This is a genomic window from Bradyrhizobium sp. SZCCHNR1015 (genome assembly GCF_032489875.1).
Classification (GTDB): Bacteria; Pseudomonadota; Alphaproteobacteria; order Rhizobiales; family Xanthobacteraceae; genus Bradyrhizobium.
Window position 1 is genome coordinate 100536 of the sequence record NZ_JAUEYW010000001.1, and the last position, 12669, is coordinate 113204.

A 12669-nucleotide genomic window follows, 5' to 3' on the forward strand; every position below is an offset into this window, starting at 1 on the left:
ATGCGATCCATCATCCAGCCCGGCGCGCCCGTGGCCGACCGCATCCAGTGGGTCGCGGCGCGCGGCCGCGCTTTCACGTTCGCGCTCGAAAAAGGCCTGCCGCTGCTGGAAGCCGCGCGCCGCGGCTTCGCGGCCAATGGCTTTGCCGGTGGCGTGCTCGACATCAAAGGCGGGGCGCTCGGACCGTTCGCCTATGTGATGCCGGCGCTGTCGAAGACGGCGGACCATGCCGCGTTCTACAGCGAGACCTATCGGCCCGCCGGTGTGACGCGGCTGTCGACCGCGACGATGACGCTGGGCGTGCGCGACGGCGCGCCATTCTTCCATTGCCACGCGCTGTGGACGGAACAGGGCGGCCGCGCCGGGGGAGGGCACATCCTGCCGGAAGAGACCATCGTCGCCGAGCCGTTCGAGGTCGAGGCTTTCGGGCTCGATGGCGCGATCTTCACGGCCGCGCCTGATCCCGAGACCGGCTTCAAGCTGTTCGGCCCGGTGGCGGCCGCACCAAGCGGCGCCACGACGGATCGCCGCGCGTTCGCGTTGCGGCTGCGGCCGAACCAGGATTTCGCCGGCTGCCTCGAGGCGTTCTGCCGGGCGCAGCGGATCAGCAAAGGGCGCATTCGCGGCGGCGTCGGCTCGACCATCGGGGCGCGCTTCGAGGACGGCGGCGTCGTCGAGCCGTTCGCGACGGAGCTGACGATCACCGCCGGCACGATCGCGCCCGGTGACGACAGCCTTGAAGCCACTGTTGACGTCGCGCTGGTCGACTACACCGGAGCACTCGCGCAAGGCCGCCTCGTCCGCGGCGACAATCCGGTGCTGATGACCATGGAGCTGGTGCTGGAGGTCGTGGCGTAGCGGTGGTGCGGCGGTGGCCGATGCGGCCGCGATGTGCGAGATTGCCGGGGATGTCACCGAGGTTGTGAAGGCGTCATGGCGAGGAAGCAACGCGAGATCCGGCTGCCAGCCCCTTATCTGAAGCGGCTGTGGCTCGATCCGGCCAAGATCTCCGATCGCGCCGCCTATCCGTTCTGCCTGCCGTTCCTGCAGGATGAGTTCGAGCTCAGCTTCACGAGTGCGATTACGATCATCGTCGGCGAGAACGGCACCGGCAAATCGACCCTGCTCGAAGGCATCGCAGCGCTCGCCGGCTATGACGAGGCCGGCGGCGGCAAGGGTTACATGCCGGTTGATCATGGCCGCGCGGTGGAGCGCATGGGCGGCGCACTCGCTGCCGCGCTGCGGGCGAGCTGGCTGCCGAAGATCACGCAGGGCTGGTTCTTCCGCGCCGAGAGCTTCTTTTCGGTGGCGCGCTATCTCGACCAGGCCGCACTGGACGATCCGCTCGGCGGGCCGCCGCCGGACTTCCTGTCCCACTCCCACGGCGAGGGCTTCCTGCGCTTCTTCGACGAGCGCTGCCAGCGCCAGGGCATCTACATCTTCGACGAGCCGGAATCGGCGCTGTCGCCGGCGCGGCAGATCGAGTTTTTGAAGCTGATGCGGCGGATGGATGACTCCAGCCATTGCCAGGTGCTGATGGCGACGCATTCGCCGGTGCTGATGGCCTATCCGGGCGCGACGCTGCTGCGGCTGACCAAATACGGATTGGAGCCCGTCCGCGTGCAGGACACCGATCATTTCAAGGCCATGCGCGAGTTCTGCAATGATCCGGACGGGTTCGTGCAGGCGGTGTTCGCGGAGTGAGGGCTCCAGACGACTCTGGATTGCTCGCCGCGACTGGCCATGTGACACCGATCTCGCGATGCCCTGGCATCCGAGCTTTGACATTCATTCCGCCCTCCCAAGGTGAGAGGGCGCAGGGAAGGCCGGGTGCAGGCCGCACCCATGGCCCGCCTGCGAAAAAAATGCAGGCGGCAGGAACCACAGGATTGGCCGAGCAACCGGCCTTCCCTGCGCGACGGTTTACGACTTATACGCGCTCTCCTCGGTGCACCGGGCTTTCTGGCCACCGTCATCGGCGCGACGCCCAGAAGGCATCGACACCCATTTGACCTCAGCGTCGGGAGGTCAGGACCACACGATTTCGCCGTCCGCCCCGCGACCCGTCGTCTTGCGCATCAGCACCGGGCCCGTGACGTCCATCGCATCCCGCCCTCCACGCCCGTGACGACCGCGAAGCGCCCCTCTCGTGAGGACGGGACGCATGCAGGAAAACAGAAATTCCGTAAAAACAAAAGAAGAATGTTTTTCACGGCAGGACTGGACAAGCGTGATGCCGCTGATCGCGTTCGGAAATTTAGCTTTTGCGCGCACGGCTGTTTTGGTGTCAAAAAGGCCGCGTCGTAGCTCGACCGTGTGCGCGGCCTGCCCGTCGGGCGACTCAGGGCGCGACGGCAGCGAAGGAAGAGGGGGGCAGCATGCCGGAGCAGACCCACGGCCACGACAAGCTCGAACGGGCGCTGCTGGCCCTGGATGATCGCGCCATGGTGCTGGAGGAGCTCGACGGCTTCATCGCCGGCCTGCTCGTGCTGCCTGAGCCGATTCCGCCGGGCGAATGGTTCGCGGCGGCCTTCGGGCTCGGCAAGGGGCATCGCTCCGTCTTCTCCAGCATCGACCATGCCAATGAGGTGCTCGGGCTGGTCATGGACTATCACCGGGAGATCGCGCTGACGCTCGCGCAGCATCCGGAGCAGTACCAGCCGCGTTTTCCAATCGACGCCTTCAACGGCGACGTCGTCTGGGAGCTGTGGATCGACGGTTTTGCGGCGGCCGTGGACCTTCGCCATGAGAGGTTCAAGGCTTATCGGCAGGTCGACGGGGAGGTGGGCGAGGCGGCGCTGCGTCTGATGGTGGCGATCGAGCTGGCGCTCGACGACGATCGTGCCGAGAACGCCAAGCTCGACCGCGAGGCGCCGGCTGATATCCGCGAGGCGGTGCTGACGCTGTATCAATACCGGCAGAGCGGGCCGCCGGTGCCCACGTCGACCAACTTTGCCCGGCAGCCCAATCCGTTCGCCTCGTTCGGCAAGACCGGCCGCAACGACCCCTGTCCCTGTGGTTCCGGCCAGAAATACAAGCGCTGCTGCGGCGCGAATTGAGGCGGCCACGACACGGTCTTTTTTGTTGCAACAATCCGGTGCGGTGCAAAGATAGGCCTGTCCGCGCCGGATGCGCGGGCCAATGAAAGTGACCGAGGAAACGAGATGAGGATGGTGTTCGGCAAGGCGCTGACCGCAAGGACGGCGCTCGCGATCGCGACGACGGCCCTGACAATCACGACCCTGACGATGGCGGAAGCGCATGGGCCGACCCGGCGCAAGGTGCAGGAGCACGTGGAGATCAACGCCGCGCCCGCCAAGGTGTGGGCCGTGATCGGCAACTTCCAGGACATGAGCTGGCTCGGCATCGTCGACAAGACCGCGGGCGACAAGGGCAACGAGATCGGCGCAACGCGCAAGCTGACCCTGAAGGGCGGCGCGACCGTCGACGAGGAGCTCTACAAATACGACGCCGAGAAGATGAGCTATTCGTATCGCATCACCGCCGTCGACGTGAAGGTGTTGCCGGTGACGAACTACTCGTCGACCATCGCGGTGACGCCGAGCGCTGACGGCAAGGGCAGCGTGGTCGAATGGACCGGCGCGTTCTACCGCGGCTTCCCCAACAACGACCCGCCGCCGGAGCTGAACGACGAGGCCGCGGTCAACGCGGTCAGCGGGCTCTACAAGGGCGGGCTCGAGGGCCTGAAGAAGAAGGTGGAGGGCGGTAGCTGAAGGGGCGGATTGGTAGTTAGGGATCGATGATGTCGCCCAGCCGGCACTGCGCTCCCTCTCCCCGTTCTTACGGGGAGAGGGTTGGGGTGAGGGGCAGACGCACGGGAAGTGCTCGTGGAGAGACCTGTACCCCCTCACCCGGATTGCATCTGGCGATGCAATCCGACCTCTCCCCGCAAGCGGGGAGAGGTAAGCACCGAGTCCGCTACTCTGCCACCAGTCCTCTCTCTCATTTTGGCCGAGCCCTTCTGTTCGCAGTTGTACTCGCCCTTGGCACCGCAGCTCACGCCGAGGAAGCCTTCGTCACCAATCAGCTCAGCGACGATCTGACGATCGTCGATCTCGCGACCTCGAAGCCGGTGGCGACGATTCCGATCGGCGGCAAGCCGGCCGGAGTTGCCGTCGCCGCCGACGGCCGCTTCGCCTATATCGCGAGTCCGGACGACAAGACCGTCAGCGTCGTCGATGCTGCCGAGCGAAAAGTCGTCGGCCGCATCGAGGTCGGTGGCGGGCCGCTCGGCATAGCGGTGACGCCGGACGGTTCGACGGTCTACGTCGCCGACTGGTACAACGCCGCGATCCGCGTGATCGATGCGAAGACCCGTAGCGTGAGCGGCAGCATCACGGTCGGCGCCTCGCCGTCGGGGCTTGCAGTGACACCCGACGGCAAGCTGCTGCTCTCCGCCGACCGCGACGACGACATGGTCTCGGTGATCGACACGGCGACGCGCCAGCGCCTTGCGACCATCAAGGTCGGCACGCGGCCGTTCGGTGTCACCATCGACGCCGAGGGCAAGCGCGCCTACACGGCAAATGTCGCCTCCAACGACGTCTCGGTGATCGACCTCGTCGAGCGCCGCGAGATCGGCCGGGTCAAGACCGGCTTGCGGCCCTATGCGGTGGCGCTGGCGCAGGGCAGGGGCTTCGCCACCGACCAGTATGACGGCACGGTCAGCGTATTCGACCTGGCGAGCCTGCAGCCGCTCAAGCGCATCAGTGTCGGCGATTATCCGGAGGGCATCGAGGCGACCGCCGACGGCCAGCGCGTCATCGTCGCCAATTGGGAGAGCAACATCCTGAGCGTCATCGACGTGGCCGCGCTGAAGGTCACGGGAGAGATCAAGGTCGGGGACGGTCCGCGCGCCTTCGGCGCGTTCCTGCGGCGGTGAGGCGCTGGGCACGGACTGTAGCCCGGATGAGCGCAGCGATATCCGGGTTCTTCTGCGACGCCGGCGATGACCCCGGATGTCGCTGCGCTCATCCGGGCTTTGACGAGGCGCTCGCAAAGACGCGGGCAGGTATCGAGGTTCGTCATTGTCCCTGCATCCCGGCGCCGATGCAGGCTACCGATCTCGTCCGGCATGCACGGCCAGCCGCTCCACGATCTCCTCCACCCGCGTGAACAGCATCTCCGGTCGCTGGTCGCGCAGCGCCTGCTCCGCGGCATAGCCCCATGTCACCGCGCCGAAGGCAATGCCGGCGGCGCGCGCCGCCTCGATGTCGCGGGTCTCGTCGCCGATCGCGATGGCCCGGGCCGGGTCGACGCGCAGCCGCTTCAGCACGCGGCGGAACTTGCGTGCCTTGCCGAACACCGAGGCCGAGCAATCGAAATCGGCGAACAGGCCGGCGCGCAATCCGAGCTTCTGCCGCGCGTTGGCCTCGCTGTCCGACGAGACCAATGCGAGCGTCGTGCCGTTCGCGGCAAGCGTGTCGAGCATGATGTCGACGCCTGCAAACAGCGGAATGCTTGCGGCATGCGCCGTCTTCAGGCGGCGCACGTGGCGCGCGATGAAGGGCAGCTTCCAGCGCGGCACCTGGAGGAAATCGAGGATCTCGCGGGTCGAGGCATGGCGCAGCCCGTCGATGTCCTCGTCCTTCACCTGGCGAAAGCCGAAGCGCGCGGCGACTGCATTCACGTGGACCCGAAACCACGGGAAGCTGTCGGCGAGGGTGCCGTCGAGATCGAAGATGACGAGAGAATATGGCATCGCGCGGGGTGAGCGTGGCGAGGGGCTTATGATCGTCGAGGCGTGTCGTCCTGCGACAGCCCTGCGCCATAGCAACGGGAGGGGCGGGGCGCAATGAGGCGCGACCATTGCGTGTCGCAGCGCCATGGCGACGTTCGATGATCAGGGGTTGAACATGTTGTGATGTGCACCTGGAGATAACGCGGTCTATGATCGCGGTGCGCCGGCGGATCAGGGGGTCTGCCTGCCTGATTTGATCGAAATTGTTTTCATCATTCAAGCCAGAGAGATTTCACATGGCCCTCAACAAGGTTGCTGCAGCCTATCTGTCCTACTTCGCCTATATTGACGATGCGCTCGATGCGGTTCAGCCGAGCGATTTCGTGACGATGCTGAAGTCCGTCCCGTCGGGCGCCGCGAACGGTCCGTGGTCGCTCGTCTGGGGCCCGGCGGTCAACAACGGCGTGCTCGCCTATGTCGCGCAAGGCAGCGACGGCAGCTACGCGCTGGCGTTCCGCGGCACCGATGTCGACGGCTCGATCGCCGGCGCCTTCGAGAACGTGCTCGCCGATGCCGACGCGGTTTTCCAGGTGCCGTGGCTGTATCCGCAGCAGGCCGGCGCGCCGCTGCAGATCAGCGCCGGAATCAACGACGCGCTGGCGCTGGTCATCGCGCTCACCGATCCCACGACGGACCTGTCGCTGCTGGACTATCTGCGCGGCCTCGCGGCCAAGCAGAACCTGCAACTGATGGTGACCGGGCACAGCCTCGGCGGCGCGCTCGCCGTGGCGGCGACGGCATGGCTGCAGGATCAGCTGCCGAAGCTGAACTCGTCGCTGAAATTCACGCTGTGGCCGCACACCTTCGCTGCTCCGACGATGTGGAACGCGGGATTCGCGGCGACCTTCGCAAAGAGCTACACCTATTACGCGGCGGTCAACAGCAACGACATCGTGCCGATGGGGTGGGCCAACCTGAACGGGATTCTCGGCACCTATCCGCCGCCGGCGCCTGTCCTGAAGGACACCAACTACTACTCGATCTACAAACCGCTCGAGTGGCTCAGCGCATCGATCCCGACCTATACGGCGATTGCGCCGAGCAATCCGGACCTGTTCACGATCACGCCGATCGTCGAGGCGAACGACTCCTGGACCGCGGAAGCCGGCTACATGCATTCCATGCAGCTGCAGTATTTCCCGCATGCGACCGGCACGAAGGCGCCGCCGCTGCCGGGAGTCACCAAGACCGGCGTGGCGCGGCCGCGGGCGGTCGCGGTCGCGGCCTGAGCGTCGCAGGGGAGCTTTTGCGGGGCTGGGTTCGCTCAGTCCTGCAAGGGGCTCGGTGCGGCGGCCAATCAACCTTTGATCACGATTTTTGTGAGTGTGCGCTGCAGGAACGCCTTGCGCGGTGCGGTGGTTGACCCCGCACAGAAGCAAGGAGAGAGACATGCAACGCACGATCAAGATGGCCGCGCTGGCCGGAGCCACGCTGGTGATCGGCACCGCCGCTGCGTCCGCGCAGGGCTATGCCCGTTTCGGTGACTCCATGGCCTGGGTGCCGCCGGCGCAGACCACGGATTCCGAGCCGGTGTATGGCGCAGCGCCGGGGGCGGCCTACGCGCCGGGTCCGGTGGCTGGCCCAGTGGCCTGGGGCGGCGGCTACAACGGCACCAACCATCCGACACCGGGCTCGACCCAGGGCGATGTCGGTCCGTCTGGCAACAACAACGGCACGCTGACCGGCGTCTATCGTCAGTGGTAGTCGCTGTCAGATAAGTCAGCGTCCAGTCGACAAGCCCGCCGCCCGGACACGAGCGGCGGGCTTGTCTTCCGCAAGGAGCTACCGAGAGACAGCCGCGCGTTGGATCATTCAATCGCGGCAATGTGAGCGAAGCGTTGTGTCGCAGCATTGTCGTGACCTGCCGCGGAACCGGCAGGGTCCTCACGTTGTTTGCTCCGCGATAATTAGGAACGAAGGAGCAAGTTCATGACGCGCATGTTTGGTTTGGCGGCCTTGACCGCGGTCACGCTGGTTGCCGGCACCGCCGCCGCTTCAGCCGGCGAGTACGGCCCGGGTGGCTACGGCTATGGCGGCCAGGTCACCAGCACCTACGCCTACCGCGATTCCTACGCCTGGGCGCCCGGACCGGTCTATGAGGAAGGCTACGTCGCGGTTGCGCCGGGCGAGTATGACGGCCCGGGCTGGGGTGCCGGCTACAACGGCACCAACCACCCGACCCCGAGCTCGACCCAGGGCGACGTCGGCCCAAGCGGCAACAACAACGGCACGCGCAGCGGGTATTATCGCTGGTGAGTTGAGTTGGTAGAGCAACGATGAGGCCCGTCGCGCTTGGCTGAGCGGCGGGCTTTGTCGTTGCGTTACAGGGGGGAGACGATAGGCTGGGTAAGCCTTGTAACCTCGAAGTCCAGCGGACCCGCGCATGAAAGTCATTCCGCCGTTTCAGCTCGTCCCTGAACCGTTGGATGACGTCGCGCGCGAAATGCCACCTTTCAAATGGGCGCCAAAGCCGATCGGACGCAGGCACCGGCTCGGTGGAAGCCCCGATTTCATCCAGGGTGATGAATGGCCGACCTGCAAGACCTGCCGGGTCAAGATGACGTTCTACGGTCAACTCGATTCGATCAATGACGAGATATGTATCGCGGATTGCGGGATGATCTACGTCTTCCTGTGCTTCGATTGCTACGCGTCGGAGTCGTTCGTTCAGTCGAACTGATGTACGATCTAGGGTCCGTGCAAGCAGCGACCTCTCGCATGGCGCACGAGCCCGTCGTCCCGACCGTCATCGCGAGGAGCGGAGCGACGAAGCGATCCAGAGTCTCGCGCCCGGCCCTGGATTGCTTCGCTTCGCTCGCAATGACGGCGCGACGGAACTACTCCGCCGCCTCGCTCGCGGCGCCGCGGCTGCGCTTCTTCGGCTTGGCCGACTTCTCCAGCACCGGCTTCAGGAACTGCCCGGTGTAGCTGCGCGACGCTTTCACGATGTCCTCCGGCGGACCCCAGGCGACGATCTCGCCGCCGCCGTCGCCGCCTTCGGGGCCGAGGTCGATGACCCAGTCGGCGGTCTTGATGACCTCGAGATTGTGCTCGATGACGACGACCGTGTTGCCCTGCGCGACCAGCTCGTGCAGCACCTCCAAAAGCTTCTTGACGTCGTGGAAGTGCAGGCCGGTGGTCGGCTCATCCAGGATGTAGAGCGTGCGGCCGGTGGCGCGCTTGGACAATTCCTTGGCGAGCTTGACGCGCTGGGCCTCGCCGCCGGACAGCGTGGTGGCCTGCTGGCCGACATGGATGTAATCGAGGCCGACGCGGCGGAGCGTCTCGAACGTGTCGCGCACGCGCGGCACCGCCTTGAAGAATTCGGCGGCCTCCTCGACGGTCATGTCGAGCACGTCGGCGATCGACTTGCCCTTGAACAGCACGTCGAGCGTCTCGCGGTTGTAGCGCTTGCCCTTGCAGACGTCGCAGGTGACGTAGACGTCGGGCAAAAAGTGCATCTCGATCTTAATGACGCCGTCGCCCTGGCAGGCCTCGCAGCGGCCGCCCTTGACGTTGAAGGAGAAGCGGCCGGGCTCGTAGCCGCGCGCCTTCGATTCCGGCAGGCCGGCGAACCATTCGCGGATCGGCGTGAACGCGCCGGTATAGGTCGCGGGGTTGGAGCGCGGCGTGCGGCCGATCGGCGACTGGTCGATGTCGATGATCTTGTCGATATGCTCCAGGCCCTCGATGCGGTCGTGCGGCGCGGCCGCCTCGTTGGCGCCGTTGAGCTTGCGCGCGATCGCCTTGTACAGCGTGTCGATCAGCAGCGTCGACTTGCCGCCGCCGGACACGCCGGTGATCGCCGTGAACAGGCCGAGCGGAATCTCGGCCGAGACGTTCTTCAGATTGTTGCCGCGGGCGTTGACGACCTTGATGGTGCGGCGATGGTTCGGTGGCCGCCGCTCGGGTACCTCGACCTCGAGCTCGCCGGTGAGATATTTGCCGGTCAGCGACGCCGGATTGCGCATGATCTCGGCCGGCGTGCCCTCGGCGACGATGTTGCCGCCATGGGTGCCGGCGCCGGGGCCGATGTCGAGCACGTAGTCGGCGAGGCGAATGGCATCCTCGTCATGCTCGACGACGATCACGGTGTTGCCGAGGTCGCGCAGCCGCTTCAGCGTATCGAGCAGGCGGGCATTGTCGCGCTGGTGCAGGCCGATCGACGGCTCGTCCAGCACGTAGAGCACACCGGTCAGCCCCGAGCCGATCTGCGAGGCCAGGCGGATGCGCTGGCTCTCGCCGCCGGACAAGGTGCCGGAGGAGCGCGCCAGGGTCAGGTAGTTCAGGCCGACGTCGAGCAGGAAGGTCAGGCGGTCGCGGATCTCCTTGAGGATGCGGGTGGCGATCTCGGTCTGCTGCGCGTTCAGGGCCTTCGGCACCTCGGCAAACCATTCGCCGGCAGCCTTGACGGAGAGATCGCTGATTTCGCCGATGTGCTTGCCGCCGACCTTGACGCACAGCGCCTCGGGCTTCAGCCGGAAGCCTTTGCAGCCGGCGCAGGGCACGTCGTTGAAGTACTTGCCGAGCTCCTCGCGCGCCCATTCGCTCTCGGTCTCGCGGAAGCGGCGCTCGATGTTGGTGATCACGCCCTCGAACGGCTTCTTGGTGTCGTAGGCGCGAACGCCGTCCTCATAGGTGAACTTGATCTCGTCGTCGCCGGAGCCGTGCAGCAGCGCGTTCTGCGTCTTCTTCGGCAGATCCTTCCACTTGGTGTCGAGCGTGAACTTGTAGAACTTGCCGAGCGCGGTCAGCGTCTGCAGGTAGTAGGGCGATGACGACTTGGCCCAGGGCGCGATCGCGCCCTTGCGCAGCGTGACGTCCTTGTCGGGGATCACGAGGTCGGCATCGACGTGCTGCTCGACGCCGAGGCCGCCGCATTCGGGGCACGCGCCATAGGGGTTGTTGAACGAGAACAGCCGCGGCTCGATCTCGGGGATGGTGAAGCCGGACACCGGGCAGGCGAACTTCTCGGAGAACAGGATGCGCTCGGGCCCGCTCTTGTCGTGGATCTTGGCCACCTTCTTCTTCTCGTCATGGCCGGGCTTGACCCGGCCATCCATCTCCTTCGAAGAGGATGGATCACCGGGTCTCGCGCCTTCGGCGCGGCCCGGTGATGACGGGGAAGGGGCTGCATCCGCGAACTCGATCACGGCCAAGCCCTCGGCGAGCTTCAGCGCGGTCTCGAAGCTCTCCGCCAGGCGCTGGCCGATATCGGGGCGCACGACGATACGGTCGACGACGACATCGATGTCGTGCGGGAACTTCTTGTCGAGCGTGGGCGCCTCGGCCAGCTCATGGAAGGTGCCGTCGATCTTGACGCGCTGAAAGCCCTTCTTGAGATATTCCGCGAGCTCCTTCTTGTACTCGCCCTTGCGGCCGCGCACGACCGGCGCCAGCAGATAGAGGCGGGTGCCTTCGGGCAGCGCCAGCACGCGGTCGACCATCTGCGACACGGTCTGGCTTTCGATCGGCAGGCCGGTCGCCGGCGAGTAGGGCACGCCGACGCGCGCCCACAGCAGGCGCATGTAGTCGTAGATCTCGGTGACGGTGCCCACCGTCGAGCGCGGATTCTTCGAGGTCGTCTTCTGCTCGATCGAGATCGCCGGCGACAGGCCGTCGATCTGGTCGACATCCGGCTTCTGCATCATCTCCAGGAACTGGCGTGCATAGGCCGACAGCGATTCGACGTAGCGGCGCTGGCCCTCGGCATAGATGGTGTCGAAGGCGAGCGAGGATTTGCCGGAGCCGGACAGCCCGGTGAACACCACCAGCCTGTCGCGCGGGATCTCGACGTCGATGTTTTTCAGATTGTGCTCGCGGGCGCCGCGGATGGTGATGGCCCGCAGGCTCGACTGGTTGGCTTGCGCGCGCTGCTTGGCCTTGAGCACTTCATCCATGACGATCGTCCCACGGCGCGAGACCGCGCCATTGTTGCAGGCGCGTTCTGCCGGGAGCCGGCCATCGGACGCCAGAGGGAAAAGGTATCGTCGGAACGTAGGAAGAACGTGGCCGGATTTCCAGTACCGTCAGCGAATCATCAACAATGCGCTCAGGGAATGGCAGCGAATGGCAGGAGGCTGCCGGTTCCGTCCGGCCCTGTGCGCGATCCCGCAAAGAAAAAGCCTCCGCTCTGGCAGAGCGGAGGCTGTGTGCGTTGGCCCGGAGGCGACGTTCTTAGAAGTGGTAGTTGATGCCGACCTGACCGGAATGCACGTTGAGCGTGCCGGTCGCGAGCGTGCCGAGGCCGGTGAAGGTGTAGCTCTCGCCACCGAAGCTCTTGTAGAGGTACTCGCCCTTCAGCGACCAGTTCGGGGCGAACATGTACTCGACGCCTGCGCCGACGGTCCAGCCCGAGTGGATCTTGCTGTCCGAAACGGCCACGCCCGGAGCCGTCAGCGAGATGCGGTTGTCCGCCCAGGCGTAACCGCCGGTGGCGTACAGCAGGGTCGGGCCGAAGGCGTAACCGATGCGGCCACGGACGGTGCCCCAGTCACGGATCTTCGATTCGGCGGTCACGCCAAGCGCGCCGACGGAGGCATTGATGTCAGCCCAGGCAGCATCGGCCTCGAGGCCGAACACGACAGCACCCTGCTGCCAGTTGTAGCCGACGGTGCCACCGGCGAAGCCGCCCTTCATGGCCGCAAAGTCAGCATCCTCATTGGCGTAGCCACCCATCGCACCGATGTAGAAACCGGTCCAGGTCTGCACCGGCGCGAGAACCGGGGCCTTGGTGTAGGTCGGGCGTGCGGCGAGATCAGCGGCGGCAGCGGGAGCGGCCAGGGCGGCCAGGGCCACGGTCGCGAGCAAGATCTTCTTCATTCCAGTCTCCAGTTTATTCCTCGAAGTCCGCATCGCACCGATAAGCTTACGCACGAAACAGACTCACCCGTTCAAGTTGACGAGGT

The 12669-nt window shown here is 65.8% G+C and carries 12 protein-coding genes; 9 read left to right on the forward strand and 3 right to left on the reverse strand.

Translation table 11 applies throughout. The features are described from left to right. The 5 genes from QX128_RS00495 (at position 1) to QX128_RS00515 (ending at position 4903) form a co-directional block, all read left to right on the forward strand. Entirely contained in the window at positions 1–858 is an 858-nt protein-coding gene (locus QX128_RS00495) for a PCC domain-containing protein (RefSeq protein WP_315799842.1), read from the forward strand. A 75-nt stretch (positions 859–933) separates the two neighbouring features. Next, positions 934–1704: an AAA family ATPase gene (locus QX128_RS00500; protein WP_316236420.1), complete on the forward strand. Its 771-nt coding sequence runs from the start codon at positions 934–936 to the stop codon at positions 1702–1704. A 674-nt stretch (positions 1705–2378) separates the two neighbouring features. Then, the gene (locus QX128_RS00505) at positions 2379–3059 is read left to right on the forward strand and encodes a UPF0149 family protein (RefSeq protein WP_316215882.1); all 681 of its coding nucleotides are present in this window, start codon (positions 2379–2381) and stop codon (positions 3057–3059) included. A gap of 105 nt (positions 3060–3164) precedes the next feature. After that, the gene (locus QX128_RS00510) at positions 3165–3734 is read left to right on the forward strand and encodes an SRPBCC family protein (RefSeq protein ID WP_316215881.1); all 570 of its coding nucleotides are present in this window, start codon (positions 3165–3167) and stop codon (positions 3732–3734) included. Positions 3735–3889: 155 nt separating this feature from the next. After that, positions 3890–4903, forward strand: coding sequence for a cytochrome D1 domain-containing protein (locus QX128_RS00515; protein WP_316178596.1), 1014 nt, complete (start codon positions 3890–3892; stop codon positions 4901–4903). A 174-nt stretch (positions 4904–5077) separates the two neighbouring features. Here QX128_RS00515 and QX128_RS00520 read toward each other — a convergent pair whose 3' ends face one another. Beyond that, positions 5078–5722, reverse strand: a complete 645-nt coding sequence (locus QX128_RS00520; RefSeq protein ID WP_316236421.1) for an HAD hydrolase-like protein — start codon at positions 5720–5722, stop codon at positions 5078–5080. Positions 5723–5997: 275 nt separating this feature from the next. Here QX128_RS00520 and QX128_RS00525 point away from each other — a divergent pair, with 275 nt between their 5' ends. From QX128_RS00525 to QX128_RS00540, 4 genes are all read left to right on the forward strand, one after another. Continuing rightward, on the forward strand, positions 5998–6990 hold the full coding sequence (locus QX128_RS00525) for a lipase family protein (protein ID WP_316236422.1): 993 nt from the start codon (positions 5998–6000) through the stop codon (positions 6988–6990). A 160-nt stretch (positions 6991–7150) separates the two neighbouring features. Next, a complete protein-coding gene (locus QX128_RS00530; RefSeq protein ID WP_316236423.1) occupies positions 7151–7465 on the forward strand; it encodes a hypothetical protein in 315 nt (104 codons plus the stop codon). Between the two features lie 225 nt (positions 7466–7690). Then, the gene (locus QX128_RS00535; protein ID WP_316236424.1) at positions 7691–8017 is read left to right on the forward strand and encodes a hypothetical protein; all 327 of its coding nucleotides are present in this window, start codon (positions 7691–7693) and stop codon (positions 8015–8017) included. Positions 8018–8144: 127 nt separating this feature from the next. Further along, on the forward strand, positions 8145–8441 hold the full coding sequence (locus QX128_RS00540; RefSeq protein WP_316236425.1) for a DUF1963 domain-containing protein: 297 nt from the start codon (positions 8145–8147) through the stop codon (positions 8439–8441). A gap of 157 nt (positions 8442–8598) precedes the next feature. On the opposite strand, the gene uvrA is transcribed toward QX128_RS00540, so the two are convergent. Together uvrA and QX128_RS00550 are read right to left on the reverse strand one after the other, a co-directional pair. Then, a complete protein-coding gene (uvrA, locus tag QX128_RS00545; RefSeq protein ID WP_316236426.1) occupies positions 8599–11661 on the reverse strand; it encodes an excinuclease ABC subunit UvrA in 3063 nt (1020 codons plus the stop codon). A 277-nt stretch (positions 11662–11938) separates the two neighbouring features. After that, a complete protein-coding gene (locus tag QX128_RS00550) occupies positions 11939–12583 on the reverse strand; it encodes a porin family protein (RefSeq protein WP_315799851.1) in 645 nt (214 codons plus the stop codon). Positions 12584–12669 lie beyond the last annotated feature (86 nt).

Bases quoted from the DNA above. Each gene is read 5' to 3' on its own strand.
- QX128_RS00505 (WP_316215882.1), top strand. From the start codon at position 2,379: ATGCCGGAGCAGACCCACGGCCACGACAAGCTCGAACGGGCGCTGCTG.
- QX128_RS00525 (WP_316236422.1), top strand. From the start codon at position 5,998: ATGGCCCTCAACAAGGTTGCTGCAGCCTATCTGTCCTACTTCGCCTAT.
- QX128_RS00515 (WP_316178596.1), top strand. From the start codon at position 3,890: ATGCAATCCGACCTCTCCCCGCAAGCGGGGAGAGGTAAGCACCGAGTC.
- QX128_RS00520 (WP_316236421.1), bottom strand. From the start codon at position 5,722: ATGCCATATTCTCTCGTCATCTTCGATCTCGACGGCACCCTCGCCGAC.
- QX128_RS00500 (WP_316236420.1), top strand. From the start codon at position 934: ATGGCGAGGAAGCAACGCGAGATCCGGCTGCCAGCCCCTTATCTGAAG.
- uvrA (WP_316236426.1), bottom strand. From the start codon at position 11,661: ATGGATGAAGTGCTCAAGGCCAAGCAGCGCGCGCAAGCCAACCAGTCG.
- QX128_RS00510 (WP_316215881.1), top strand. From the start codon at position 3,165: ATGAGGATGGTGTTCGGCAAGGCGCTGACCGCAAGGACGGCGCTCGCG.
- QX128_RS00535 (WP_316236424.1), top strand. From the start codon at position 7,691: ATGACGCGCATGTTTGGTTTGGCGGCCTTGACCGCGGTCACGCTGGTT.
- QX128_RS00540 (WP_316236425.1), top strand. From the start codon at position 8,145: ATGAAAGTCATTCCGCCGTTTCAGCTCGTCCCTGAACCGTTGGATGAC.
- QX128_RS00495 (WP_315799842.1), top strand. From the start codon at position 1: ATGCGATCCATCATCCAGCCCGGCGCGCCCGTGGCCGACCGCATCCAG.
- QX128_RS00550 (WP_315799851.1), bottom strand. From the start codon at position 12,583: ATGAAGAAGATCTTGCTCGCGACCGTGGCCCTGGCCGCCCTGGCCGCT.
- QX128_RS00530 (WP_316236423.1), top strand. From the start codon at position 7,151: ATGCAACGCACGATCAAGATGGCCGCGCTGGCCGGAGCCACGCTGGTG.